This window comes from Nocardia sp. NBC_01388, from assembly GCF_045040085.1.
In the GTDB taxonomy this organism is placed as follows: Bacteria; Actinomycetota; Actinomycetes; order Mycobacteriales; family Mycobacteriaceae; genus Nocardia.
Genome location: NZ_CP109553.1, coordinates 1,759,610 through 1,786,512, shown reverse-complemented (window position 1 = coordinate 1,786,512; position 26,903 = coordinate 1,759,610). Strand labels below are relative to the sequence as shown.

The following is a 26,903-nucleotide window of genomic DNA, read 5'->3' as shown; positions in this document are numbered from 1 at the left end:
CGGTGCGGCCGCGCGGCTCTCAGCCCTTCGAGGGCCGCCGCTGCGGCTTGGGCGCCATCGCACCCTCGGCGAGGCGGCGAGCGCTCACCAGGAAGGCCGTATGGCCCTGCATACGGTGCTCCGGGCGCACGGCCAGGCCGACCACATGCCAGCCGCGCACGATGGATTCCCACGCGCGGGGTTCGGTCCAGCACTCCTGCCTGCGCAGATGCTCGACGACCTCGGACATCTGCGTGGTGGTGGCGACGTAGACCATGAGCACGCCGCCGGGGACCAGCGCCTTGGACACCGCGTCCAGGGTGTCCCACGGCTTGAGCATGTCCAGGATGATCCGGTCCACCTGCTCACCGGAGTATTCGGCGACATCGCCGAGGGTCAGCTCCCAGTTGTCCGGGCGTTCGCCGAAGAAGCGCTCGACATTGCGCACCGCGTGCTCGGCGTGATCCTCGCGGATCTCCCAGGAGATGACCTTGCCCTCGGGTCCGACCGCGCGCAGCAGCGAGCAGGTGAGCGCACCCGAGCCCGCGCCGGCCTCGAGCACCTTCGCACCGGGGAACACATCACCCTCGTGCACGATCTGCGCGGCGTCCTTGGGGTAGATGACCGCCGCACCGCGCGGCATGGACAGCACGTAATCGGTCAGCAGCGGTCGCAGCGCGAGGTACGGGGTGCCCTTCACGGAATTGATCACGGAGCCCTCGTCGGCGCCGATCAGTTCGTCGTGGGCGATCTGGCCGGCATGGGTGTGGAAGGAACCACCCTCCTCCAGGACCACCGTGAACTTGCGCCCCTTGGCGTCGGACAGCTGTACCCGGTCACCGATCTGGAAGGGCCCGGTCCGTCTGGCCGTCATGAATCTCCGTTCGCTCTGTGCTGTCGCTGCTGCGCACTGAGGTGTTTCAGCGCTGCGTGGATGTCGTTCACACCTTGTCGGTGTGTGCGTTTAGCCTGCCAGGTATGTCGGTACCCGCGATCACTACCCCGGACTCCGCGGGCGCAACGCCGCGCAGGCTCGCACTCTCGCCTTCGCGCGCAATGGATTTCAAACAGTGCCCACTGAAGTATCGACTCCGCGCCATCGACCGGATTCCGGAGCAGCCCTCCCGCGTCGCGGTGCGCGGGACGCTCGTGCACGCGGTTCTGGAAGCACTGTTCGGACTCCCCGCCGCCGAGCGCGATATCGCCCATGCCGCGGAGCTGATCCCACCCGCGTGGACCCGTGTCCTCGAGTCCCGTCCCGAGGCCGTGGACCTGATTGCCGAAGATGAGCTGGATATCTTTCTCGCCGAGGCCTACGACCTCATGCAGGCGTACTTCCACCTCGAGGATCCGACCGCGTTCGATCCGCAATCGCTCGAGGCGTTCATCGAAACCGAACTGCCCGACGGCACGCCACTGCGCGGGTTCGTCGACCGGATCGATCGCGCACCGACCGGTGAACTGCACGTCATCGACTACAAAACCGGTCGCTCCCCCGCCCCCGACCGCGAGACGCGCGCCCTGTTCCAGCTCAAGTTCTACGCCCTGGTCCTCATGCGCACCCTCGGTTCCGCCCCCGCGCAACTACGCCTGATGTACCTGGCCGATGAGCAGATTCTCACCTACGAGCCCGATGCCGATGAGTTGCTACGTTTCGAACGCATCCTCTCCGCCCTCTGGGTGGCCATCGACTCGGCCGCCAAGACCGGCGACTTCCCACCCACCAAATCCTGGCTGTGCAAGTACTGCGAATACAAACCCCTCTGCCCCGAATTCGGCGGCACCCCACCGCCTTTCCCCACACCGGACCAGGCCGTCGATGCCCTCACCTCGGCGCAGCCGGCCGCGGTCCCGACACCGGACCAGGCGGCGGAACTGGACCTGTAGAGACGAGACGAGCCCGCCGCACAGTGGCAGCGGGCTCGAATCTTGTTGATTCTCAGGCTCAGAAGGCGCGACAGGACCGGATATCGGTGGCGAGAATGGCTTTCGCGCCGAGGTCGGCCAGTTTGTCCATGAGCACATTGCCGCTCTTGCGCGGCACCAGCGCGCGCACGGCGACCCAGTCGGGATCGGTGAGCGGGGAGACAGTGGGCGACTCCAGGCCCGGGGTGATCTCGACCGCGGCGTCCAGCAGCGACTTGGGGCAGTCGTAGTCCAGCATCAGGTACTGCTGGGCGAAGACCACACCCTGGATGCGGGCAACTAGCTGATTGCGGGCCTTGTCACGCTGATCGGCGTCCTTGGCCTCGATGAGCACACCCTCGGAGTCGCACAGCGACTCACCGAAGGCGACCAGATTGTGCTGCCGCAGAGTGCGACCGGAGCCGACCACATCGGCAATGGCATCGGCCACACCGAGCTGGATGGAGATCTCGACCGCACCGTCGAGTCGAATGACTTCGGCCTCGATACCGCGAGCCGCGAGGTCCGCCAGCACCAGATTCGGGTACGAGGTGGCAATGCGCTTGTCGTAGAGGTCCTCGACCTTCCACTCCTGCCCGGCGGGCGCGGCATAGCGGAAGGTGGAGGCGCCGAAGCCGAGGGCGAGGCGTTCCTGCACCCGCGCACCGGAATCGAGCGCGAGGTCGCGACCGGTGATGCCGAGGTCGAGCTCACCGGAGCCGACGTAGATGGCAATGTCCTTGGGACGCAGGAAGAAGAACTCGACCTGATTGATCGGGTCGAGCACGGTCAGATCGCGCGAATCCTTGCGGCCGCGGTAACCGGCCTCGCCGAGGATGGCGACGGCCATCTCCGATAGCGAACCCTTATTTGGGACGGCGACGCGAAGCATAGATGTTCCTTTCGGGACGGGTGGCGGGACGTGAAGACAGTGGACGCGGGGTCGTCGGCCGCACGGGCTGTGCGGTGAAACGGCGCATCACAGATGTCGGTACACGTCTTCGAGCCGCAAGCCGCGGCCCACCATCAGCACCTGAACCCAATAGAGCAGCTGGGAGATCTCCTCCGACAGCGACTCATCACTCTCATGCTCGGCGGCGATCCATACTTCACCGGCCTCTTCCAGTACCTTCTTGCCCTGCGCATGGACACCGGCATCCAAGGCGGCGACGGTGCCGGACCCCTCGGGTCGGGTGACAGCACGATCCTGCAGCTCGGCGAACAGGGCTTCGAAAGATTTCACGGTGAGTCATGCTATCCCGCCTCCCCGGAACTCTTGCCGACGGCTCAGGTGCGTGGCGGCTTTCGTACCGGAGCGGCGGCGGGGGACGTGGCTCAGTTCGCCCGTCCCCGGCGAGTTACCCGGATCTTACGAGATCAGTTCTTACGTCATGGCAAAGCGCAGCAGCGCCTGCATATCACCCTGCTTGACCTTGCCCTTGCGATCGAGCACCTGCAATTGCCAGGTCTGACCGGCGCGAACGGCGCGGGCGATGGCATTGGCGTTCTCGGCGCCGAGCAGTGCGGGCCAGACATCGGCAACCTGCTGGCTGCTGCCGCCGGTGGCGTCGTAGATCTTGAAGGAGACATTGTTGGCGCGTTCGAAGGAGCTGCCCTTTTTGAACGCGGCGGCCACGAAGACGATCTGATCGATGACGGGCGGGATATCCGCGAAGGTGACGTGCACGGTCTCGTCGTCGCCGGAGGCCGCACCGGTCTGCTCATCGCCGGTATGCAGGACCGAGCCGTTGCCGAGCGGGTCGAGGGAATCCAGTCCGGCGAAGCGCACGGGATCGCCACCCTGCACGAGCACTGCGATGAGGTCCAGGTCGACGCCGCGCTTGCGGCGCGCGATACCGAGCAGTCCGCCGCTGGTGCCCGAGGAGGGATCCCAGCTGACTCCGACACTCATCTTGGTGATGCCGCCGAGATCTGCTGCGTCGTCTTCTTTCCGAAGCGTAATCACAACGGCCACAGTACAGACAAATCGGACAGTGTTGCCGGGCATCGAATCCCACGCTGCGGGTGTAACTCGGACCACTGCCGCGCCTGTAACTCGGGCCGCTGCCATGCCGATACGAATTGCAGGACAGTAGCTATCAGATGTCGGCTACCAGATCTTCGCCCCGTAGCGACGGGCGAGACAGACGGGTCCGGGGCCTCAGCCCCGGCACCGAGAACGGCCTTACCGGACATTGCCCGTCCGGGAAGGCCGTTCTTCCATTCAGGACCGGAGCAGTGTCTCCAGTTCGGCTGCGGCCGTGCGCAATTGCCCCGCGAAGGTATGCATCTCCTGCGCCACCGATTTCGGCGTGGCCAGGTAGAGGTTCCAGCGGTCGGGCAGCAGCACGTAGGCGATGCCGATGCACTTCTGGCTGGTGGAGCCGAAACCGAAGTACTGGATATTCACCGACGGCGCGGAGCTGGTGCTCAGATAGTCGTCGCGGGAGATGATCCAGCCCGGACTGTCGTAGAACGCCATCGGTGCGGTCGCGCCGAGTTCCGCACCATGGCGGCGCTGCCGCAGCTGCAGTTCCCACAGATGCTGTTCGGGCGCTTCACCGCGCTGGCACTCCTGCGCCCGCCGCACGTGCGCCTCGGCGGCGGTCCGGGCGGCGGCGCGCTTGCCGTCGGTATCCACGGCCGGATCCACCATGGCCGCAACAAAATCCAGCACCTCCTGGGTCACCATGCGCATGGCCTCGGTGCGGCCGCTGCGGTACTGACGGGTGGCGATGGATTCGTAGGTCGCACCGGTGAGTCCCTTGCTGCGCCGGTGGGCGAGCTGATAACTCAACTGCGCGAAGGCATCCGGGGAGATGCCGAGCTTCTTGATCTGGCTGGTGCCGAAGTCGAACGACACCGTGGAGGTGGCATTGTCCGCCGCGTACTGTGCGAAAGCGGCTGCGGCGGAGGCGACCTCGGCCTGCTGCCCGATATCGAGGCTGAATTCCACCGGTTCGATGGCCGGCAGGCCCTGCGGCTGCGCACCGGCCTGGGCGGCGTGGTCGGCCACCGGGGTTTCCAGCAGCGTATCGACGAAGGACAGGATGGTGGTGCCGTCCAGGCCGCAGTGCTCGATATTGATGCCCGCCTGCCCGTCGGCGAAGACGATGAACGACACCGCCTTGTCGAACCAGCGATTACCGCTGTCCCCGTGCAGCAGTTGATCACACGCGTGCAGGGTGTCGCGCGGCGTGAAATCTTCCAGGCAGAGACAGAACAGCGCGGTTTCGATGGTCTCGAAGGCCGCGGCATTGGCGGGCAGCAACTGCGCGCGCACCGGCGCCCAGTCCTTGCGCGCCAGCGTGGTGAGGTGTCCGGCCGAGGTATTGGTCGGCGCGCGCCGAGCCCCGGCCTTCATCACCGCGTGCAGTCCGGCGCCCAGGTCCTCGGGCGTATACGGGACGCCGTCGGGGCCGAGGGCATCCATGCGGAACATATTGCCGCGGTAGAAGACAATGATGTGCCGCGCCTGTGAATGCCCGGGCCATTCGGCGCTGTAGGGCACCCGCACGGTGTCCTGCGGGTCGCCCGGAATACGGGTCTCGGAGAACAGGAACTTGTTCTGCGCCATATTGAGTTGCTGCCCGCGCTGGGTGACCGGCGGAATCTCCTCCGCGTCCAGCCGCAGCTTGTAGTTCACGGCGGCGGCGACCAGTGCGGCGGCCCGTTCGGCCTGCCCGGCGGTGGTGGAGGCGGCCAGCACCGTGTCCTCGCGGAACAGGAAGAAGAAGTTGGCGTTCAACGCGATTCGGTCACGCCGGCCCAGATAGCGGGCAGGCCAGAATTCGTCCAGCCAGCTGCCGGTCTCCGGTTCGGCGTCGAATCGCCGCAGATCCGCGTGCAGGACGCGGGCCGGGCTGTCGGGGCGCAGCAGAACCTCGACGGCGGCCGCCGTGGCGGCGTACTCGTCGCTGGAAAGCAGCGGCGCACACCAGTGCAGAAACCGCGAGCAGCTCTCTTCGAGAGTCGGCAGCGGCACTTTCGGCAACTGGTCGTCGTGGGCGAAGGTCCGTTCGCTCAATGCGTGTCCTCGTGGTCGATGGATAGGTTCGGGGACGGTCGGGACAGGTAGAGCTGTGCGTAGAGCCAGCCCTCGGATTCGTAACCGAGGGTGTCGATGCCATTGGCCTCGAGCGCACCGCACACCTGCGCCTGCTCCTCCGGCGAGGCGAAGCGGCGCTGTTTGAAGGCGCCCGGCGCGCGTTCGGTGCGGTAACCGAGCGCGGCCAGATGTGCGGCAATGGGTTCGAACGAGAACATGCGCAGCACGAAATGCGCCATCCAGGGCAGCTTTCCACCGTGCGCGCGGGCCACGCGCAGCAGGGTGCGTTCGGTGACATAGCCGACGCAGCCGGTCGAGATGACCAGGTCCGCGGTCGCCAGCGTGCGGCGCTGCGCCTCGGTGGGCTCGGCGCTCTCCAGATCCGCGTGCACGGTGGCGTGCAGGAATCCGGCGGTGCGGGCGTAATCGAGGGCGGGACTGGCGGCGTCCATGCCGAGGAAGCGCACGCCGGGCAGTAGATCGTGCTCGGTCAGCAGGCTGCGATCCGCGGTGACGAGATCGGCGGCCGCGATGCGCGGATCCCGGTACCGCGCAGCCAGTTCGGTCATACCCATATCCAGGCGCAGCAGCGCCGCGTTCACGCCGTACGAGCAGCCGATATCGAGCACCGTGGGCGTGGCGATGCCGGTGGCGGCGCGATGGTCGGCAATCAGCTGTTCGAAGTGTGGTTTGGCCAGTTCCGGTATCCGGTAGTCCAATTCGGACATGCGGGCGTAGTACGCACGGGGGTCGGGACGGTCGTAGATATCGTCGAACGACGCTTTCCCGGTGCTGTGCAACACGGTGCTGTTTGCCGGAGCGGGCACGAGCGGTCCTCTTCTCAGTCGAGCAGTGTGTCGCCGCGGACAGCATCGGCCGCGAGGTGATCGGGCAGAACTCGCCCGAACAATTGCCGGGTGCGCTCGGCGGTGCCGATCACGCCCGTGGAGTCGCTGTAGGCGAAAATCGCCGAATGCCGCTGCACCGTCCCGCCGACCGGCGCGACGCGGTGCAGCGAGAAGCGACCCTGGAACAGTTGCAGGTCGCCGGGGCGTAGCTCGAGGCTGCGGATCAGGTGCCCGCCGTGCCCGTCCAGCACCGCGCGCACATCCTCGAGATGCTCCGCATCGCGCGAGCGAATATTGGGGCAGTACTCGAAAACCCCGCCGCTTTCAGGCTCCTGGGTGAGCATGCTGACGGTGAACTCGTTGGTGTCGAAGTGCCAGGGGTGCGACATGCCCGGAGCCACGACATTGAGGCAGAGCCCGGCCAGCGGGTCGGTGTACTCGTGCAGTTCGGCGAGTCCGAAGCAGTCGGCGACAAAACGCTGGAAGCGCGGGTCGGTGTACAGCCGGTGGATCAGCGCGCCGGGCGGAATCAGATCCCTTGCGACGAAGGCGTTTCCGCGGCGCAGCACAATGCGGCCGGGATGGCCGTCGGGCAGGTCGGTATCCAGCGGAATGTTGTAGGCATTGACGTTCTCGACCGTGTAGTAGGCATGCGGCGCCAGCGCCACGCCCTCGGTGCGCAGGGTAGCGACCTGCTCGGGCCGGATGAAGCCGCGCAGCACGGTGCAACCGTCGGCGGCCAGCTCCGCCCGCGCGGTGCGTACGGCCGCGGCCCACCCGTCACCACCGGGCGCATGCAGTGGATAACGCGCGGTGTCCACACCTGGGACAGACGCGCCCGCACCCCCGGAGCCGTCCGTATCGCACACGTCTACCCCACCCCCTGTCGCAACCATGACGGACATTCTCGCCTCGAAAGCGGACGACACGCCCGGGATGCATCGGGATTGTGAGTATTCACTTTTCCTGTGCACCAATAGTTTTCATGTGCCACCGACCGGTTGGGATTTCTCACACACCGGATGCTCGGCGGTAGCTGCACACGGCCACCCGGCCGTCACACCGTCCGGCGAGAACACCACTGCAAGCACGTTTTGCCTTGCACCCCAGCGTAATTCGCGCAGTTTGACAGCCCTGTCGATCCGGGTACACCGGAAGGGAGAGGACTGCGTTATGGATACCGCTCGCTCCTGGGACACCATCACCACCGCCCTGACCCGAGTCTCGGGCCCGGGCAGGCGCGGCGTCGACTGGACGACCTACCTGTGCCCGGTGCACGAATCCGATGGCCGCCACCACCATCCGTCCCTCGGGGTCCTCTATAACCGCCGACGCCGGCGGACGGTCGTGAAATGCTTCGCGGGTTGTCCGGACGAGGCCGTCCTACACCGCCTGGGCCTGAGCGTTCGGGACCTCTTCGATAATCCGCAGCCGCCGTACGGACCCCGCCGCCACTCCCCCGTGCCCGAACTGGCTCTCGCCGACCAAGCCCTGCTGGCCGCCGGACTCCCTCTCGAGGTACACAAACGCGACCTCGGCCCGCGCACTGCCCGGCCGCGGCGGCAGGCGACGTACATCTACCGCTGGCCCAACGGTCATCCCGCGGGCCGCATCATCCGCGTCCACATCGCCCATCGCGACGGCCACAGCAAAACCTTCTGGCAGGAGCGCTGCACCGACAATGGTTGGCAGCCGGGCGGATTCGAACACCTCCCCTTCCATCTGCCCGAGGTCCTCGCCGCCGTTCGCCACACCCGCGACATCTACATCTGCGAAGGCGAAGCCGACGTCCTCACCGCCACCCACGCCGGTGTGACCGCCACCTGCAATGCGGGCGGCGCGCAAAGCTGGCACCCCGAACACGCCGCCTGGCTCACCGGCGCGCACCGAATCTGGATAGTCGCCGACCGTGATGCCCCCGGCTACCGCCACGCCGCCAAGGTCGCCCACACCCTCACCGACCTGGTCGACGAAATCCGCATCGTCCAGGCCCGAGACGGCAAAGATCTCACCGACCATTGCAATGCGGGCCACCACATCACAGAACTCGACCCCGTCCCCCTCCTCGACACCCACTACCGCCCGGACCCCTAGCGACACCAAGATCACCAGGAAGCTCTGGCGGCATCATGCGAGTACACCCCGCCACCAGTTCCTGGTCGATACGCCAGCCCCGACCCAGCCGATAGGCCCACCCCGGCACCGATCTTCAGGCCCACCCGTTCCGGTCGATGCCCCAACCGTTTCCGCGCGATGCCCACTATTTCCGGTTGACGCGCCCGCCGGTTTCGGTCGATATGGCTAGGCGTCCTGAGCCGAGTCCAGCTGAGCTACCAGGACTTTCGGCGCCACCATGCGGTAGGCGTCCTGGACGATTTCGGCCACTTCGGGCCAGTCCACGGGCACATCCAGGTACACGCCCAGCCAGCCGCGATGGCCCACGTAGGGCGGGCGGAAGTAGCGGTCGGGTGCCGCGGCGACCAGTTCCTCCTGGGTGCCGGGCGGTGCGGCGCACCAGAATCCGAGGCGGTCGTCGTGGTGGTGATCGGCGAACATGACGAAGGTTTTCTTTCCGCGCACGAACCAGGTCGGTTCGCCGTGGCTGAGGCGTTCGGTCACCTCGGGCAGGGCCGAACACAGTGCGCGCAGGGACTCCAGCGGATCACCCATAATTCGGAGGCTAGCCGGTCATGTCTGCCCGGTTCTTGGACGAATGGGAAGTATCAGCGCCCAGCGAGGCGGCCAGCGCCCGCTGGTAGCGGTCGGCGATCGTGCGCACGGCGGCCGCCAGTTCCGGTGAGTCGACGATCTCGAAGTCCGCGCCGAGCATGCCCAGATGCAGCGCAAGTTGCCGCGGATTGTCCGAACCGGGTTCGAAGGCGCACCGATCCTCACCGAGGGGTTCGATATCGACCGGTATCGGGAGTCGTTGCCGCACATGAGATGCCGGAGCGTGTACCACCACCCGGGCGCGGAACCGCCATACCGCCTCTCCGACACCGCGTTCCACGCGGGCGACGATCTCCGGATCGGGCGGCAGGGCACGCGGGGTGAAGCGGGGTCCGGCCGGGGTGCGCGGGCGGATCCGGTCGACTCGGAAAGTGCGCCAATCGTTTCGGTCGAGATCCCAGGCGAGCAGATACCAGCGCTGGCGATTGCTGACCAGCCGGTACGGCTCGACCGATCTGCTGCTCGCCGCACCGGTATGCGACAGGTAGTCCAGTCGCAGTCGTTCGTGATCGCGGCAGGCCGAGGCGAGCACGGTGAGGATATCGGGATCGACCAGCGAGCCGCGGGCCGGAACGGGGAGCGTGTTCTGGAAGGCGCTGACCCGGTGCCGCAGCCGCGAGGGCAGAATCTGCTGCAATTTCGTCAGCGCCCGCAGGGATGTCTCCTCGATACCGGCGATGGAAGTGGTTGCGGCTGTGCGCAATCCGATGGCCACCGCGACGGCCTCCTCATCATCGAGCAGCAGCGGCGGCAGTGATCCGCCCGCACCGAGCCGATAGCCGCCGGCCACCCCCGGCCGGGCCTCGACCGGATAACCGAGTTCTCGTAGCCGGTCGATGTCATTGCGCACCGTGCGGGTGGTGACCCGCAGTCTCTCGGCCAATTCTGCGCCGGTCCAGTCCCGCCGCGACTGCAGGAGCGACAGCAGGCGGAGCAGCCGGGCGGAGGTCTCCAACATTCTTCGATTTTAGCTCGCAATCGCGGAAAGAACCTCTCCGCAATCGTTCCTAGAGTTGGTTCATACCCGAAGGCCACGCCTTCTCGAGTGAACGGAAGACCCTGATGAGCACTGAGATTCGCCCCTTCCGCATCGATATCCCGCAGTCGGAACTGGATTACCTGCACGACCGGCTCGCCCATGCCCGGTGGGCCGCCGAACTGCCGGGCACCGGCTGGGAGCGCGGCATTCCGGTGCCGGAGCTGAAGGAGCTTGCCGAATACTGGCGGACCGAATTCGATTGGCGGGCACAGGAAGCCGAACTCAATGCCTTCCCGCAGTTCATCACCGAGATCGACGGACAGCAGATCCACTTCCTGCATGTGCGATCGAGCCGCTCCGATGCCACCCCGCTGCTGATCACCCATGGTTTCCCGAGCTCGGTCGCGGAGTTCATGAATCTCATCGCACCGCTGACCGAGCCGGCCGAGGGCCCCGCCTTCCATATCGTGGCGGCATCCATACCGGGGTACGCCTTCTCCACGCCACTCGCCGATACCGGCTGGTCGATGGCGCGGACCGCCCGCGCCTGGATCGAGCTCATGAGCCGGCTGGATTATGGGCGGTACGGCGTGCACGGCGGCGATGTCGGCAGCGGAATCTCCGCCATGGTCGCCGGATTCGATCCCGAGCACGTGCTGGGCGTGCACGTGGTCACCGATCCCCTGACCGCCGCGAATGTCGCCACCTTCCTGCCCGGAATGGCCGAACGACTCGATGCCGACGATCCGATCGACAAGGTCATCCTCACCCGCATGGACGCCTTCCGCCGTGAGGGCTCCGGCTATCTGGCCATCCAGAACTCCCGGCCGCAGACCATCGGCCACGGCCTGGTCGATTCGCCCCTGCTGCAATTGGCTTGGATCGCAGAGAAATTCGAGCAGTGGACGGATCTGCCGATCGATCGTGATCAGTTGCTGACCAATGTCAGCCTCTACTGGTTCACCGGTGCCGGCGCCTCCGCCGCGCATTCCCTCTACGAGCAGTCGCATTCCACCGAGTGGGGCGCACCGTCTTCCGCGCCCGCGGGTTTCGCGATCTTCGGGGCCGACGAGACGGTCCCCCGGCTGGTCCCGCACGCCGCGGATGCGCACTGGACCGAGTTCGCGCGCGGCCTGCACTTCCCGGCCATGGAATGCCCCGCCGAGCTGGCCCGGGACCTGCGGGCATTCTTCGGCCCGCTGAGCTGACACCCGGCCGGGCGCACCGGGCGGCCCAGCCCGGCTCGCGCCCGGATCTGCATTAGGCTCGCATCCATCGCGCCGCGGCATTGCCGCCGCGGCAGCTCACCGCACCGCACTCCCCCCGCTCGGATGGACGTCCCGGAGGTTTGCCGATGATGAACCAGCTCACCGATGCAGCACAGGCAGTTTCGGCGGCCGTCGAACCGCCCATGGTGCTGCCCCTGGCTCCGGTCCCGTCCTCCGGCCATATCTTCGATTTCCCCGGGCGCCTGGGCACCGTGGATATGGACGAGGATCAGGGCCTGCGCATCGACGGCATCGCCCGGCACATCCAGGACGCGGGCGTCGATCACCTCGTGCACTGCGGCGCCCTGGAATCGCACCCGCACTGGATCGTGCGCCGCACCGTCATCGATGTCATCCGCCCCATCGCCTGGCCCGCGCGGCTGCGCACCCGCCGCTGGTGTTCGGGCATCTCCCCGCGCTGGTGCACCATGCGCGTGCGCATCGACTCCGACAATGACGGATTGATCGAAACCGAGGGTTTCTGGATCCACATGAACAAGGAAACGATGAGCCCCTCCCGCGTGGACGACCGCTTCTTCGAGCTCATGTGCACCACCACCTCGAACCAGCGCCTGCGCTGGCAGCAGTGGCTCGACGACCCGCTCCCCGAATCCCCCGGGACCGCGTTCCCGCTGCGCCGCACCGACATAGATCATTTCCAGCATGTGACCAATACCGCGTACTGGCACGCCGTCCACGAATTCACCGCCGACGCCGCCGATCTCACCCGATCGCCGCACCGCTACATACTCGAATACAACAAGCCGATCCGCTACGGCGACCCCATCGATATCCATACTCGGCGCACGGAGAATTCCCAAACCCTCTGGTTCTCGAGCAACCAGGAAGTCCGGGCGGTAGCGCAACTCCGCACGCTGCAGAACGTGCGATATTGATCTAGATTCGAGAGTGCTCAGGCGTCGCTGGACGTATTGATAGTGCATGTGGCCGAACACTTGCGAATTCAGTTATAGCTCATCATCTTTCGGGTTGTCGACCGTATCATTGGCGCGGGGACGGCCACGGAAGGAAAATACTATGTCGCTGATACCCGGCGCCGGCGCTATCGGGCGCGGTTTCAATATTCTCGGTACGTACAGCACCCGTTCGCTGATGCCACAAATTGTGAATCTTGGTAATGACAGCGGGAGCTGGGAGTACCCGCCCAGCGGGATCACCTACGCGGTGCCGGAGAACGCCACCCCCGTGGAGTACACCAACACCACGGGGTCGTCATATGTATACAATACGATCGATCAGTTCCAGTCTCATTTCTCGCAGAAGGCCGGCGTCCAAACGTCTTACGGGGCGTTCAGTGCACAGTTCGATGTGGCCTACAGTCAGACCATTAATACCGACCAGTCATATTATTATTGTATTTACGAATCCGATTTCACCGCTTGGGAACTCAATCTCAATCACACCTCCCAGCAGTGGCTGACGCCCGATTTCCGCGACGATCCGGATGTGCGCAACCTCCCGAACACCTTCACACCGCAGAACCAAGAGCAATTCTTCGCCCTGTTCCGCAAGTGGGGAACACATTTCGTGGGTCAGGTGGTGGTCGGCGGGAGCCTGGACTACTACGAGGCCGTGCAGACGATGTACTCCTCCAACCAAACGCAGGTCAGCGTCAATGTGCAGCTGGAGTACAAGGCCGTCTTCACCTCCACGAAGGCCGAATCACAAACGGAGTGGGAGGAACTCGGCAAGTCGTGGGCCGACAGCCGCCTGGTCACCGTGAACGCCACCGGCGGTGACAACTCCGTACTCAATGCCCTCAACCCCGGCTACGGCGATTCGGATGTCGGGATATTCGATCAATGGTCCTCGGCGGTGATGAAGAACCCGTCGGTGATCGAGTTCTCGCTGCGACCGCTCAATGTGCTCTTCTCCGGGGACCAGGCCGCCGCCGTGGCCGCGGCACTGGAGGCGTATACGAACGGCGCGATCCTGTCCTATGCCGCCACCGATTACACCCCGGGCGGTGCGCCCGGCGGCGGCAATGTCAGCGCCACGTGGGGCATCATCGCCAATGGCAATGTCGCGATTCCGATTCCGGCCGTGGAACCCCCGCCGCCGACCGTCGTCGGTCCGGGACAGGCGGCTCCGGTCGGCGGATTCCAGCTGGCGCTGTACGACCCGCTGACCTTCGAGCAGCTCATGGTGCATCTGTATTACCAGACGTACCTGCCGAATACGCTGACGCCGGATCCGTCGATCTACAACGCCATGATGGCCGATCTGAATGCGGTTCATCACGCCGGATACGTGGCGGCGGTGAGCGGCTTCGGCATCGACCTGCTGAACTATCCCTCCCAGGATTTCTCGCATTGGCTGCTGAGTATCGGCGCCACCATGCAGGGATGGAAAAAGTTCATCGGCTACAACAACAAGGGCGGCTCGGCCTGCTACATCGTGCTGGGCCGGCAGGGTGCGGCGCCGGGATTCGCGCTGGAAATCCTGCAGGCCGTCTATTCCCCCAATAGCTGGCTGGAGGAGCCCTATTACTTCAACATGGACGCCTCCGCCGTCGGCCTGACCTACGGCCGCACCGCGACCACCGGCTCGAAGTCCCACGCCCTCGGCTCGCTGGCACACCCGATCGAACCCGCGAAACCGCCGAAATACGAGGAGCGGCACCCGCACCGGCGCGACTAGCGCAGATCCGGTGGCACCCCGGCGGATTCGCCGGGGTGCCACCGGGCTCGCGTCACCGGGATGCTGGCAATAGGCTGGCGCGGTGATTCCCGGGCGGACAGTGGTCGACGGGCGCTTCGAATTGCTCGAACCGCTCGGCAGTGGCGGTATGGGTACGGTCTGGCGGGCTTACGACCTCGCGCTGCATCGTGACGTGGCGCTCAAGGAGGTGCGCGCGGCCGATCCGGAGCGCGCGAGTTCGCCCGGCGTGCAACGAGAACGAGTGCTGCGGGAGGCCCGCGCGCTGGCCCGCATCGGGCATCCGAATGTGGTCGCCATCCACCACATCGTGGATACCCCCGCCGAAGAGCACCCGTGGATCGTCATGGAGCTGGTGCGCGGCCGCACCCTCTCCGAGCAGATCGATATGGGCCCGATGCCGCCCGCCCAAGCCGCGTTCATCGGCCGCGGCATCCTCGCGGCCCTGCGCGCGGCGCACGCCGTCGGCGTCCTGCACCGCGATATCAAACCCGCGAATGTGCTGCTGCGCGAAGACGGTTCACCGGTGCTGACCGATTTCGGCATTGCCGCGATCAATGGCATGGAGGGGCTGACCTCCACCGGAAGCGTGGTCGGCTCCCTCGATTACGTGGCTCCGGAACGCCTGGGCGGCCAGGAGGGTCATCCCGCGTCCGATCTGTGGTCGCTGGGCCTGGTGCTGTACGTCGCGGTGGAGGGCTATCACCCGATGCGCCGCGACACCTCCGTCGGCACCCTCGCGGCTGTACTGCGGGGCGAAGTCCCCCCGCCCCGGCGCGCAGGCCCGCTGACCGCGGCGCTGCAGGCCATACTGGTGCCCGATCCGGGCCACCGGCCCACCGCCGAACAGGTGGATTGGCTACTCGCCCAGGTGATCTCCGCACCGAGCTCACCATCCCTGCCGTACGTGCCGGCCGCGTCGCCCCTCTCGTACGGCCCGGCGGCAACGTCCACACCGTTCACACCACCAGCGATCTCCGCACCGTTCACACCACCAGCGATCTCCGCACCGTTCTCGCCGACAGCGACCTCGGCGCCCTTCGCGCCGACGACCTCCGCACCGTTCCCGCCGACAGGTCCCGCCGCGCGGTTCGATCAGACAGCGCATGTGCGCGCGAACGATGCTCCGCCCAGCAAGCAGCGACGGTGGATCGCGGCCGGAATCGCGGCGGTCACTGCCATCGCCCTGATTGTTGTTGCCGCCGTACTTCTTCAGCCGGACAAGAGCACCGATCAGGCGGGCCCCAGCCGACCGCCCGGCACCGCCGCGCATCCGGCCACCTCGCTACCGGCCGTTCCCGGAAAGCCCTCCACCACTGCGGGCCCGGCAGCCACCACGGATCTGCTCACCCCTGCCGGGGTCCGCCAGGCGATCGCCGCCCTCGAACAGCTCACCGGCGGACAGCAATTCATCGAGACGACTTTCTATCCGCAGTTCGTCAACACCGGCGCACCGGTCAAGGATCGCCCGACCGTGTATGACGAATTCACCTTCCGTGACGGGGTCGCCACCCGCACCGGCCCTGGCGCCCAGCTCTCCGGCAAATCGACCGTGGTGCTGAGCTCGATCAACTGGGATATCCTGCCCACCCTGCTGAGCACCGCGCAGAACAAACTCGGTGTCGCCAACCCCACCAGCCGCTACATAATCGTCGACCCCGCTTGGACTTTCAACGACAACAAGCCGACGCTACTGGTGTACTTCTCCGACGAGTACAACGGCGGCGGCTACCTCGCCGCCGACGTCGACGGCACCGTCGTCAGTGTCTACAACAGCAAATAGCGGACTGCGCCCATCGGCGCGGAACGAATCCTCTGCCCGGGCACTGATTTTCGGCCCGGCAACGACGTCAGCCGACCCGGTGCCGATCGACGACGAGCGCATGCAGATCGGCCGGGGTCAGCCCGACCAGGGAATCGCGGAAGGTGCGGCCGGGGGCGGTGGGAACGGCGATTTCACAGGGGACGACCAGGACCGTGCAGCCGGCGGCTTCGGCCGCCAGCGCACCGGTCGGCGAATCCTCGATGGCCACAGCATGTTCCGGCGCGACACCGAGCAGTTCGGCCGCGCGCAGATAGACATCGGGCGCGGGTTTGCCCTCGGGCACCTCGTCCGCACAGACCGTGGCGTGGAAGTAGCCGCGGTCGAGGGTGTCCAGGCCGTATTCGGTGAGGGACCGCTTGGTATTGGTCACCAGCGCCATCGGGATTCCGGCCGCCTTCATGGTGGCGAGCGCATCCGCCGCGCCCGGTCGCCACGGCACCGGATCCTGGAACAGCTCGATCACGCGCCGCTCGATCCACTCACCGGCCTCGGTAATGGCGGCGGGCGTGGGGTCCAGTCCCAATCCGGTGAACATGATGCGCATGGCATTGGGCCCCGAGGCGCCGATGAGCGCATGCCGCATCGCATCGTCCATCTCGTGGCCGAGTTCACCCGCCAGCTCCCGGACCGCTATATCCCAGAGCTTCTCCGAGTCCAGCAGCGTTCCGTCCATATCCCACAACACCGCGTCCAACCGCGTCACCGGAACACCGCTCCTCTTCTCACGTCCACCTCGAGCGCGCACCACACGTGACGCGGTGCTCAGCGTATCGGGTCGGCCTCAGGTCCCGGAGGCCGCGATGACCATTCCACCGCCGGTCGTATCGACCTGAACCCAGCGGCTTTCACTGGTGACCTGACCATTGCGCAGGGTGTAGGTCAGATTGACCACCGCACGGTTCGTACCCGTGGTCGTCACACCCCCGACGCTCACCGACGCGATACCGGCCCAGAACTGCGAGTAGGCATTGAACCCGCCGGTCGAGGCCTGATAGCCGGGCGACAGCTTGGACCAGGCGGCGCTCACATTGCCGGGCAGCATCCCGTAGTAGCCCTGAACGAATGAAGCCACCGACGACGCCGACGGCACGGCGGCCGCGGCGGGTGGAGGCGGCGGAGTGGTCGGCGGCACCGTGGTCGGCGTGGCGGGTGCGGTGGTGGTACTCGGCTGCGCCGACGTGGTGGTGGGCGCGACAGTTGTCGTGGGCGCGTGCGTGGCCTGCCCGGCCTGCCCACTGCTCTGACCGCCATTGCCGCCGGTAGCGCCGCTCTGGCCCGGGACGGCGGCGCCGCCCGAGGCATTGCCGGTGGTCGGATTCACCGGCTCCACGGTGGTACCGGTGCCATTGGCGACCGGATTGCTCTCCCCGGTATTGCGGCTCACCGCCACCGTCACCAGTACAGCGATCACCACCGCCGCGATCACACCGAGGGCGATCAGCGCGATCTGGCGCCGATTACCATCCTGCCCAGCGAGTTTGGCGCCGAAGGTGCCCGCCGGCGGCACCGGCGTTCCGGGCGCGGTGCCGCGCGCCGAGGGCTTGTCCTTCACCATATCGATGTGCACGGTCGGATCGGTGGCATTGGCCGTCGATGCCTTCGCGCCGGAGGTGGAGATCACCGTGGTCGCCGCGGAATCGCCTGCCACTACGGTATTCGTGGCCGCAGGCAGCACCTTGGTCCGCGGAATCAGTGCGGTTGCCCGCCCGTCCGCCACCGCCTGCAGTCGATCGGTCGCCTGTTCCATGGTCGGCCGGTCCACCGCATCGGCGGCCAGCAGATCCATCAGCACCGGTCCGAGCGCACCGGCATGGCGGGGTTCGGGCACCTGCGCCCGCACCACGGAGTGCAGCAGGGCGAGCGGATTGTCGCCCTCACCGAACGGCGGCATACCCTCCACCGCGGCGTACAGCGTTGAGCCCAGGGCGAATACGTCCGAGGACGGTTCCGGGTTCTCACCGCGCGCCACCTCGGGCGCGAGGTACGCGGGCGTGCCCGCGAGGAATCCGGTGGAGGTCACCGTGACATCACCGACGGCACGCGAGATGCCGAAGTCGGTGATCTTCACCGTACCGTCCTCGGCCACAAGGATATTGGCGGGCTTCACATCCCGGTGCACGATTCCGGCCTTGTGCGCGGCGGCCATGGCCGCCGCCACCTTGGCGCCTATGCGCGCGACCTCGGTGGGCGCGAGCGTCCCCTTCTCGCGCATGAGCGCCGCGAGACTGACGGCGTCCACGTACTCCATGACCAGCCACGGCTGGCCGTCCTCCTCCGCCACATCGAAAACGGTGACGGCATTGGGATGGTGCAGCCGAGCCGCGATGCGCCCCTCCCGCATTGCGCGCATCTTGGCCTCGATCGCCTGAGACCGAGTCAATCCCGGTCCCAGCAGCAACTGCTTGACGGCTACCGTCCGCCGCAGCCGGACATCGGTCGCGCGCCACACGACCCCCATCGCACCGGTGCCGATCGGATCCGTTAGTCGGTACCGCCCCGCAATCAACCGGTCTGAAGTCATGTGGTTGTGCCCCTCCTGCTGGCTTTCGCGCCGAGCCACCCTGCAACGCTGCGCGACAAGCCCGAACCTCTACAAAATCTTAGGCGTTGAAGTACTTCGCCTCCGGGTGCAGAAGTACGAACGCGTCCGTCGACTGCTCCGGATGAAGCTGCAATTCCTCCGACAGCATCACCCCGATCCGGCCCGCGTCCAGCATGTCAACAAGTTTCGCGCGATCCTCCAGGTCGGGGCACGCACCGTAGCCGAATGAGTACCTCGCGCCACGGTATCCGAGTTTGAAGTATTCCTGTACATCGGAAGGATCCTGTTCGGCGACGGAATGTCCTTCCACCACAAGCTCTTCCCGGATGCGCCGGTGCCAGAACTCCGCGAGCGCCTCGGTGAGCTGCACGCCGATGCCGTGCACCTCGAGATAGTCGCGGTAGTTGTTCTGTGCGAACAGCTCATTGGCGAAGTCGGCGATGGGCTGCCCCATGGTGACCAGCTGGAACGGCAGCACATCCACCTGACCGCGCGCTGCCGCGAGTTCGCGGGAGCGAATGAAGTCGGCGATGTTCAGGAACCGGTCACGCTGCTGCCGCGGGAAAGTGAACCGATACCGTTCCGCTGCATCGGGTTTCGGCTCGGTGAGAACAATCACATCATCGCCCTCGGACACCGCCGGGAAGTAGCCGTACACCACCGCGGCATGCTGGAGCACACCCTCGGCAATGAGCCGGTCCAGCCAGTAGCGCAGGCGCGGACGGCCTTCGGTCTCCACCAGATCCTCATACGACGGCCCGTCGCCGGCCCGCTGTCCCTTCAGGCCCCACTGACCGAGGAACAGCGCCCGCTCGTCGAGCAGACCTGAGTACTCGCTCACCGACAGGCCCTTGATGACGCGAGTGCCCCAGAACGGGGGCGTCGGCACCGGCAGATCCGCGGCCACATCCGAGCGCTCGGGCACCACGATCGGCGTCTCTTTGGCCTTGCGCTCCTCGGCGATTCGCTTGGAACGCTCGTGCCGGGCCTTGCGCTCGGCGGCCTTCTCCCGTTCGGCGATCGCCTGCGGGCTGTTGGGATCGATGGCGCCGCCGCGCTTGCGGGTCATGATCTCGTCCATGAGATTGAGGCCCTCGAAGGCGTCGCGCGCATAGTGCACATCGCCCTCGTAGACCTCGGTGAGATCGTTCTCCACATAGGAGCGTGTCAGCGCCGCACCGCCCAGCAGCACCGGGAACTGCTGCGCGACTCCCTTGGCATTGAGCTCGGCGAGGTTCTCCTTCATGACGACGGTGGATTTCACCAGCAGTCCGGACATGCCGATGACATCGGCCTTCTTGTCCACCGCGGCATCCAGGATCGCTGAAATCGGCTGCTTGATACCGATATTCACGACCTCGTAGCCATTGTTGGACAGGATGATGTCCACCAGGTTCTTGCCGATATCGTGCACATCGCCCTTGACGGTGGCCAGCACGATGCGGCCCTTACCGGCGTCGTCGGTGGACTCCATATGCGGTTCCAGATGCGCCACAGCGATTTTCATCACCTCGGCGGACTGCAGCACGAACGGCAGCTGCATCTGCCCGGAGCCGAACAGCTCACCCACGGTCTTCATGCCCGAGAGCAGGGTGTCGTTGATGATCTGCAGCGGCGGGACCTGCTGCATGGCCTCGTCGAGATCGGCTTCCAGACCATTGCGCTCACCATCGACAATCCGGCGCGCGAGGCGCTCGAACAGCGGCAGCAAGGCCATTTCCTCGGCGCGCGACGCCTTGGACGAGGCCGCCGAGACGCCCTCGAACATGGCCATCAGTTCCTGCAGCGGGTCGTAATCCTCGCGGCGGCGGTCGTAGACCAGGTCCAGGGCGATCTCGCGCTGGTTCTCCGGAATCCGGGCCATGGGCAGGATCTTCGACGCGTGCACGATCGCCGAATCCAGTCCGGCCTGCACGCATTCGTGCATGAACACCGAATTGAGGACCTGGCGCGCGGCCGGATTCAGGCCGAACGAGATATTCGAAAGACCTAGTGTGGTCTGCACATTCGGATGCCGCTGCTTGAGCAGGCGGATGGCCTCGATGGTCTCCAGGCCGTCCTTGCGGGACTCCTCCTGACCGGTGCCCAGGGTGAAGGTCAGCGTGTCGACGATGATGTCGGACTCGGCCAGGCCCCAGTTGGAGGTGATATCGGCGATGAGCCGCTCGGCAATGGCGACCTTGGTCTCGGCGGTGCGCGCCTGACCGGTCTCGTCGATGGTCAAAGCCACTACGGCCGCACCGTGTTCGGCCACCAGCGCCATGGTCTGCTGGAATCGTGACTCCGGCCCGGCGCCGTCCTCGTAGTTGACCGAATTGACCGCGCAGCGGCCGCCGAGCTGCTCGAGCCCCGCCCGCAGCACCGGAAGTTCGGTGGAGTCCAGCATGATCGGCAGCGTCGACGCGGTGGACAGGCGAGCGGCGAGCTCGTTCATATCTTTCGCGCCGTCGCGGCCCACGTAGTCCACGCACAGGTCCAGCATGTGCGCGCCGTCGCGGATCTGGTCCTTGGCGATGTCCAGGCACTTCTGCCAGTCCTCGGCCAGCATGGCATCACGGAAGGCCTTGGAGCCGTTGGCATTCGTGCGCTCGCCGATCATCATGACCGAGGCGTCCTGCTCGAACGGCACGGCGCTGTAGATGGAGGACACGGCCGGCTCGTGCGAGGGCGTGCGCACCCCGGGGGTGACCTCGCGCACCGCGGCGCGCACCTGGCGAATGTGCTCGGGAGTGGTACCGCAGCAACCGCCGACCAGCGCCAGCCCGAACTCGGAGACGAAGCCGCTCAAGGCGATTGCGAGCTCCTCGGGCGAGAGCGGGTACTCCGCGCCCTTGGCGCCCAGCACCGGCAGACCCGCATTCGGCATCACCGAGACCGGCAGCTGCGCATGCTTGGACAGATGGCGCAGATGCTCGCTCATCTCGTCCGGGCCGGTGGCGCAGTTCAATCCGATCATGTCGATGCCGAGGTTCTCCAGCGCCGTGAGCGCCGCCCCGATCTCCGAACCGACCAGCATGGTGCCGGTGGTCTCCATGGTCACGTGCGTGATGATCGGAATCTTGCGACCCGCGCGGGCCATGGCGTGATGACTGCCGACGATCGCGGACTTGACCTGCAGCAGGTCCTGGCAGGTCTCGATGAGGATGGCGTCGGCGCCGCCGTCGAGCATGCCGAGGGCGGCTTCGGTGTAGGCGTCACGCAGTGTGGCGTACGGCGCATGACCGAGGGTCGGCAACTTGGTGCCCGGACCCATGGAACCGAGCACGTACCGGGGAGTCCCGTCCTCGGTCGGTCCCATGTCGTCCGCGACCTCACGGGCAAGGCGGGTGCCGCGCTCGGACAGATCACGGATGCGATCGGCGATGTCGTAATCGGCGAGATTGGGCAGGTTGCAACCGAAGGTATTGGTCTCGACCGCGTCCGCGCCGGCCTCGTAGTAGGCGCGGTGAATGCTTTTCAGCACGTCAGGGCGGGTTTCGTTGAGAATCTCGTTGCAACCCTCAAGGCCACGGAAATCATCCAAAGTCAGATCCGCGGCCTGCAACATGGTGCCCATCGCACCGTCGCCTATGACGACACGCCGACTGAGCGTGTCGAGTAGGGTGGTGTCGAACTCGGCGCGGGGGGACACAGACATGTACTCAAGAGTAGTGGGAGGCACGGACAATCCGAGCCTCGGTGTGGTGCGCCGCTCTCCGCAGGTCCCCGGGTCGAGCCGCCAACCTGCACGGTTGCGCGTCGTTGGCGCGTCTGACGAGCTCACCCCCTAAGCTGACCGGGTGAACGCCAGTGAACCCCCGGTGCCACCCGATTCGGACCTGCCCACGCTGCGGGATCCGATCCTCGTGGCCGCCTTCGAAGGCTGGAACGACGCGGCCGACGCGGCAAGTGGGGCAGTCGAGCACCTGGAGCTGATCTGGGACGCGCAGCCGCTCGCGGAGCTGGACTCCGAGGATTACTACGATTATCAGGTGAACCGGCCGACGGTACGCCAGGTCGACGGCGTGACCCGCGAAATTCACTGGCCGTCCACCATGCTCTCGGTGTGCTCGCCCCCCGGCAGCGAACGCGATGTGGTGCTGCTGCGCGGCGTCGAACCGAATATGCGCTGGCGCAGCTTCTGCAATGACCTGCTCGAATTCGTGGAGCAGCTGGATGTGACCACGGTGGTGATCCTCGGCGCGCTGCTGGCCGATACCCCGCACACCCGGCCCGTTCCCGTCACCGGCACCGCCTATAACAAGGAAGCCGCCGAGCGCTTCAACCTCGAGCAGACCCGCTACGAGGGACCGACCGGTATCACCGGAGTACTGCAGGACGCCTGCGTGCGCGCGGGTGTGCCGGCCATCTCCTTCTGGGCCGCGGTGCCGCACTACGTTTCTCAGCCGCCGAATCCCAAGGCGGTCATCGCCCTGCTGCACCGGGTCGAGGATGTCCTCGATGTCGAGGTGCCGCTCGGTGGTCTGCCCGAGCAGGCCGAGGAGTGGGAGGGCACGGTCAATGAAATGACCACCGGCGATGAGGAAATCGCCGAGTACGTGCGCTCGCTCGAGGAGCGCGGCGATGCCGAGGTGGACCTCAACGAGGCCATGGCCAAGATCGACGGCGACGCCATCGCGGCCGAATTCGAGAAATATCTGCGCCGGCGTGGGCGCGGCGGCTTCGGTCTCTGAGCCCGAAAACGCTGAGCCCGAAAACGCTGAGCCCCAACGCTTGGTCCCGGAAACGCAGCGGCGCTGGCCGTTTGGAGCACGGCCAGCCACGCGGCTCATGAGCTCGCTGTATGTGAGCTTCGCTGCATGCTTTCGGTAACGCCGATCGGCGTGAGATTCGTGGCCTGCGCCCTCAGTGCTCCACGGCCCACACCTGAGCCGCTGCCTCATGAGCCAGTTTCGCGATGAGGATATCTCGCGGAATCGTCTGACCGGCAAGGTGATCGAGTGACGGCACCACCACATGGTGAGCATCGGCACGCTTGAGTTCGGCGGTCAGCTCCGCAAACGCGGTGCCGTCGCCGGGGGTCGATTCATGGAACGTGGCGGCGAAACAGAATCCTGCCGATTGGGCCAGGCTGGTCATTGCGTCCTCCAGCTCTTCACTGCACCCATCAGCCAGATCGTCACGCACGTACCCATAGATCAACGCTTCCACCCGAACCTCCGTTGGATTGGGGATCGCTGTCCTGTCGTGTGCCCTTCTCAAGCATGGCGTTCTCTCGGATGCAATTGCAGATGTCAACCCACTGACATCGACGTGCCCTATCCGGGTCCACGAGAGGGTAACTGGTGAGATACTACAGAGCGTGTCCGCTGTCGATGATCGACCTGTCTGGGCTGTCCGAATGCGCGCCGAACGTGATGCTCGGGGGTGGTCACAAGCCGACGCCGTGCGCGCCATGCGGGGTAAGTCGAGCCACAATCTGCCAACGGACAGCACACTTTTGCGCAACTGGCGGCGCTGGGAGTCGGGGGAATCCCGGCCCGATGATTTCTACGCACCCATCATCGCGGCCTCCTTCGATACCGTGACCGCCGCTTTCTTCCCGAAGGCCCGGCCGAATCGGGATGACGAGCTACTTTCCGCCACCGGGATGGACACGCTCGAATTCATTGGGCGGCTACGTATGTCCGATGTGTCCTCTGCGACGCTGGATGCGATCCACATCACCGCAGACCGGCTGTGTTCGGAGTACCCGTGCGCCGATCCGCACGAGCTACATTCCGAGGGCACCGCGTGGTTGCGGCGCATTACCTCCCTACTGGACGGTCGGCTTACTCTCGCGCAGCATCGCGAGGTGCTGGTGCTGGCCGGCTGGGTTGCCCTACTGGTCGGTTGTGTTGATTACGATCTGGGCTGGCGCACCGCCGCGGAAGCCACTCGCAGAGCGGCACTCTCACTGGGCCAGGAGGCCGAGCACGCCGAAATCATCGGCTGGGGCGCCGAAATGGCCGCCTGGTTCGCCTCGACCCAGGCCAACTATCGCGGCGCCATCGAAACGGCCGAGGCGGCACACGCCGGTACCGAACACCTCGGCGTGGGTGTGCAGCTGGCCGCGCAGCGGGCCAAGGCCTGGGCGCGGCTGGGCGATCGGCGCGAGATGGAAGCCGCACTCGCCCAGGGCCGTTCGATTCTGGACCGGCTCGACCATCCCGCCAATCTGGACAATCACTTCGTGGTCGATCCGCAGAAGTTCGACTTCTACGCCATGGACTGCTGCCGGGTCGCCGGTGACGACCGCCTCGCCGAAAGCTATGCCCGCCAGGTGATTCTGACCTCCACGCGCCCCGACGGCACCATTCGCAAACCCATGCGGGTGGCCGAGGCGCACCTCACCCTCGCGGTCGTCGCGGTGCACGACCGCGATCTGGAGCTCGCCCTGGACGAGGGCATGCGGGCCTTCACCGGTAAGCGCCGCTCACTGCCCTCGCTCATGTGGATCGCCGGGGAGACCGCGCGCGAAATGATCCAGCACTTCCCGGGCGACCCGCGCACCCGCACCTATCTGGATCAGCTGCGCGCGCTCGCGGCGGGCTGAATCCGCCACGGTCCACACTCGAGGCAACCCGGGTCCATTCCGGTTACGCTCCAGCCCATGGACTTCAGTCTGTGGACCTGCGCTACCCGCGGGCACGAGACCTATGCCCCCGACGAGCCCGAGCTCGCCGCGCGCCTGCACGTCACCACCCCGGCCGGCGAATCCTGGCGCTGCCTGCGCTGTGGTGACTTCGTCCCCGGTGAGCCCCGCCGCCACGGCCCCGCCGACAATGCCCCGGAGGTACCCCGGGGACGGCTGCTGCGCGACCGTGTCATCATGCGCCTGCTCGCCCTCGAGCGCATCTTCCGCGCTCTGCTGCTGCTGCTGGTCGGTGCGGGTGTGCTCGAGCTGCGCGGTTCCCAGGAACACTGGCGCACGAAGTGGGGCGAGGAACTGCCCCTGATTCGGCAGCTGGCCGACCAGATCGGCTGGGACCCCGACCATTCCAAGATCGTGCACTGGGTCGACAAAGCCTTCACCCTCTCCCCCGCCACGCTGATCTGGGTGGCCGTGGCCCTGTTCGCCTACGCCGCGATACAGCTCACCGAGGCGGTCGGTCTCTGGCTGGTCAAGCGCTGGGGTGAATACTTCGCCGTCATCGCGACCAGCATCTTCCTGCCACTGGAGATCTACGAGCTCACCGAGAAGATCACCTTCCTGCGCGCCTCCGCCCTGCTGATCAATCTGGCCGCCGTGATCTGGCTGCTCTGGAGCAAGAGCCTGTTCGGTCTCAATGGCGGTTCCCGCGCCTACTACGCCGAACATCACACGGAAAGCCTTCTCACCGTGGAACGTTCGGCCGTTGCCGCCAAGGCGGAGAGCGCCGCCGCGGGCTGAGGCAGCTTCACGGTTACGGAAACGCCGTCTTTTCGGAGCTCGAGGCCTCGGCGTCGACTTGTTCCGCCAGGTCTGTGCCTAGCAGGATGGCGGGCGGTCGAAGGTGCGGAGGAATGATGGCGGACTGGGAATCCGATCGGGATCGGGTGGTGCGGGCGGCCGAACTGATCGCGCCCGAGGTGCCGGGCATAACCGCGGCGGTCCGCGCGGCGGCCGATCGCGATCACGCGGATCGGGACGAGGACCACGACTGCACGTGGCATCAGGCGCAGGCGCAGGCCGAATTGGTCGGCGGGGTCGGGGATGCGGGCCTGCTCGGGTGGTTCTACTACCAGGACGACTACGGGGATGTGCGCGAGGTGCTGCGGGCGGTGCCGACCTTTCCGCAGCAACTCTCCTGGGACTGGTACGAACCGTTCCTGGCCGAGCGAGCGCCGTACGAGCACGACACCTTCGGTGCCATAGAACGATTCTTGGAGCTGATCGGCGAGCGATGTTTCGAGATCGGGACGACCGTGGCCGCTCTCGAAAACGTCACCGATAACTATGCGCTGGTCTTCGTGCCCGCCGACCGCGCCGAAGCCCTGGCAGCCCTCGGATCGGACGTGGTCCGGGTGGTCCGGCTCGGCTGCTGGACCGGTCTGCACGCGGACCTGCCGGACTGAGCGCCGCGCAGGCAGGCGCGCCGACACCGGCCGCAATGCCATCCCAGTCGGTGGGCAGTACTA

General features: G+C 66.2%; 23 protein-coding genes. 10 read left to right on the top strand and 13 right to left on the bottom strand.

Features of this window, described 5'->3' with window-relative positions; genetic code table 11:
• Positions 1-19: 19 nt before the first annotated feature.
• Positions 20-853 carry a tRNA (adenine-N1)-methyltransferase gene (locus tag OG716_RS08260; protein ID WP_405137076.1) on the bottom strand — a complete coding sequence of 278 codons (834 nt, stop codon included), beginning with the start codon at positions 851-853 and terminating at the stop codon, positions 20-22.
• A gap of 104 nt (positions 854-957) precedes the next feature.
• Here OG716_RS08260 and OG716_RS08255 point away from each other — a divergent pair, with 104 nt between their 5' ends.
• Positions 958-1,866 (top strand): RecB family exonuclease, encoded by a 909-nt coding sequence (locus OG716_RS08255; protein WP_405137075.1) that lies wholly within the window; start codon positions 958-960, stop codon positions 1,864-1,866.
• A 58-nt stretch (positions 1,867-1,924) separates the two neighbouring features.
• Here the strand turns inward: OG716_RS08255 and hisG are convergent, their stop codons facing one another.
• The 6 genes from hisG to OG716_RS08225 all read right to left on the bottom strand — a co-directional run bounded on the left by hisG (position 1,925) and on the right by OG716_RS08225 (position 7,676).
• Complete coding sequence (gene hisG, locus OG716_RS08250; RefSeq protein ID WP_355121943.1) at positions 1,925-2,776, bottom strand: ATP phosphoribosyltransferase; 852 nt, start codon at positions 2,774-2,776, stop codon at positions 1,925-1,927.
• An 87-nt stretch (positions 2,777-2,863) separates the two neighbouring features.
• The gene (locus tag OG716_RS08245; protein WP_355121945.1) at positions 2,864-3,127 is read right to left on the bottom strand and encodes a phosphoribosyl-ATP diphosphatase; all 264 of its coding nucleotides are present in this window, start codon (positions 3,125-3,127) and stop codon (positions 2,864-2,866) included.
• A gap of 141 nt (positions 3,128-3,268) precedes the next feature.
• The gene (locus OG716_RS08240; RefSeq protein WP_405137074.1) at positions 3,269-3,850 is read right to left on the bottom strand and encodes a TerD family protein; all 582 of its coding nucleotides are present in this window, start codon (positions 3,848-3,850) and stop codon (positions 3,269-3,271) included.
• 258 nt (positions 3,851-4,108) lie between these two features.
• Positions 4,109-5,911, bottom strand: a complete 1,803-nt coding sequence (locus OG716_RS08235; protein WP_405137073.1) for a choline/carnitine O-acyltransferase — start codon at positions 5,909-5,911, stop codon at positions 4,109-4,111.
• Complete coding sequence (locus tag OG716_RS08230) at positions 5,908-6,759, bottom strand: class I SAM-dependent methyltransferase (protein WP_405137072.1); 852 nt, start codon at positions 6,757-6,759, stop codon at positions 5,908-5,910. The genes OG716_RS08235 and OG716_RS08230 overlap by 4 nt, the downstream gene beginning before the upstream one ends.
• Positions 6,760-6,773: 14 nt before the next feature.
• Positions 6,774-7,676, bottom strand: a complete 903-nt coding sequence (locus OG716_RS08225; protein ID WP_405137071.1) for an arpA protein — start codon at positions 7,674-7,676, stop codon at positions 6,774-6,776.
• A gap of 277 nt (positions 7,677-7,953) precedes the next feature.
• Between OG716_RS08225 and OG716_RS08220 the strand changes: the two genes are divergently transcribed.
• Complete coding sequence (locus tag OG716_RS08220) at positions 7,954-8,874, top strand: toprim domain-containing protein (protein WP_405137070.1); 921 nt, start codon at positions 7,954-7,956, stop codon at positions 8,872-8,874.
• 207 nt (positions 8,875-9,081) lie between these two features.
• On the opposite strand, the gene OG716_RS08215 is transcribed toward OG716_RS08220, so the two are convergent.
• Both OG716_RS08215 and OG716_RS08210 read right to left on the bottom strand, forming a co-directional pair.
• Positions 9,082-9,450, bottom strand: a complete 369-nt coding sequence (locus OG716_RS08215; protein ID WP_405137069.1) for an MmcQ/YjbR family DNA-binding protein — start codon at positions 9,448-9,450, stop codon at positions 9,082-9,084.
• A gap of 10 nt (positions 9,451-9,460) precedes the next feature.
• Entirely contained in the window at positions 9,461-10,468 is a 1,008-nt protein-coding gene (locus tag OG716_RS08210) for a helix-turn-helix transcriptional regulator (RefSeq protein ID WP_405137068.1), read from the bottom strand.
• 104 nt (positions 10,469-10,572) lie between these two features.
• Here OG716_RS08210 and OG716_RS08205 point away from each other — a divergent pair, with 104 nt between their 5' ends.
• The 4 genes from OG716_RS08205 (at position 10,573) to OG716_RS08190 (ending at position 16,219) form a co-directional block, all read left to right on the top strand.
• Positions 10,573-11,697, top strand: a complete 1,125-nt coding sequence (locus OG716_RS08205) for an epoxide hydrolase family protein (protein WP_405137067.1) — start codon at positions 10,573-10,575, stop codon at positions 11,695-11,697.
• Positions 11,698-11,843: 146 nt separating this feature from the next.
• Positions 11,844-12,653, top strand: a complete 810-nt coding sequence (locus OG716_RS08200; protein WP_405137066.1) for an acyl-[acyl-carrier-protein] thioesterase — start codon at positions 11,844-11,846, stop codon at positions 12,651-12,653.
• 142 nt (positions 12,654-12,795) lie between these two features.
• Complete coding sequence (locus tag OG716_RS08195; RefSeq protein ID WP_405137065.1) at positions 12,796-14,418, top strand: MAC/perforin domain-containing protein; 1,623 nt, start codon at positions 12,796-12,798, stop codon at positions 14,416-14,418.
• A gap of 82 nt (positions 14,419-14,500) precedes the next feature.
• Complete coding sequence (locus OG716_RS08190) at positions 14,501-16,219, top strand: protein kinase domain-containing protein (RefSeq protein WP_405137064.1); 1,719 nt, start codon at positions 14,501-14,503, stop codon at positions 16,217-16,219.
• 67 nt (positions 16,220-16,286) lie between these two features.
• Here OG716_RS08190 and OG716_RS08185 read toward each other — a convergent pair whose 3' ends face one another.
• From OG716_RS08185 to metH, 3 genes are all read right to left on the bottom strand, one after another.
• Complete coding sequence (locus OG716_RS08185) at positions 16,287-16,964, bottom strand: HAD family hydrolase (RefSeq protein ID WP_405137063.1); 678 nt, start codon at positions 16,962-16,964, stop codon at positions 16,287-16,289.
• A 78-nt stretch (positions 16,965-17,042) separates the two neighbouring features.
• Positions 17,043-18,782: a serine/threonine-protein kinase gene (locus OG716_RS08180; protein ID WP_405137062.1), complete on the bottom strand. Its 1,740-nt coding sequence runs from the start codon at positions 18,780-18,782 to the stop codon at positions 17,043-17,045.
• Positions 18,783-18,861: 79 nt separating this feature from the next.
• Entirely contained in the window at positions 18,862-22,440 is a 3,579-nt protein-coding gene (metH, locus tag OG716_RS08175; protein ID WP_405137061.1) for a methionine synthase, read from the bottom strand.
• A 142-nt stretch (positions 22,441-22,582) separates the two neighbouring features.
• Here metH and OG716_RS08170 point away from each other — a divergent pair, with 142 nt between their 5' ends.
• The gene (locus OG716_RS08170; RefSeq protein ID WP_297615655.1) at positions 22,583-23,476 is read left to right on the top strand and encodes a PAC2 family protein; all 894 of its coding nucleotides are present in this window, start codon (positions 22,583-22,585) and stop codon (positions 23,474-23,476) included.
• Positions 23,477-23,648: 172 nt separating this feature from the next.
• On the opposite strand, the gene OG716_RS08165 is transcribed toward OG716_RS08170, so the two are convergent.
• Positions 23,649-23,954, bottom strand: a complete 306-nt coding sequence (locus OG716_RS08165; protein WP_327139905.1) for a hypothetical protein — start codon at positions 23,952-23,954, stop codon at positions 23,649-23,651.
• Positions 23,955-24,105: 151 nt separating this feature from the next.
• Here OG716_RS08165 and OG716_RS08160 point away from each other — a divergent pair, with 151 nt between their 5' ends.
• The 3 genes from OG716_RS08160 to OG716_RS08150 all read left to right on the top strand — a co-directional run bounded on the left by OG716_RS08160 (position 24,106) and on the right by OG716_RS08150 (position 26,840).
• Entirely contained in the window at positions 24,106-25,338 is a 1,233-nt protein-coding gene (locus tag OG716_RS08160) for an XRE family transcriptional regulator (protein ID WP_405137060.1), read from the top strand.
• A 57-nt stretch (positions 25,339-25,395) separates the two neighbouring features.
• Positions 25,396-26,175, top strand: coding sequence for a DUF2127 domain-containing protein (locus tag OG716_RS08155; protein WP_405137059.1), 780 nt, complete (start codon positions 25,396-25,398; stop codon positions 26,173-26,175).
• Positions 26,176-26,291: 116 nt separating this feature from the next.
• Positions 26,292-26,840, top strand: coding sequence for a hypothetical protein (locus OG716_RS08150; RefSeq protein ID WP_405137058.1), 549 nt, complete (start codon positions 26,292-26,294; stop codon positions 26,838-26,840).
• Positions 26,841-26,903 lie beyond the last annotated feature (63 nt).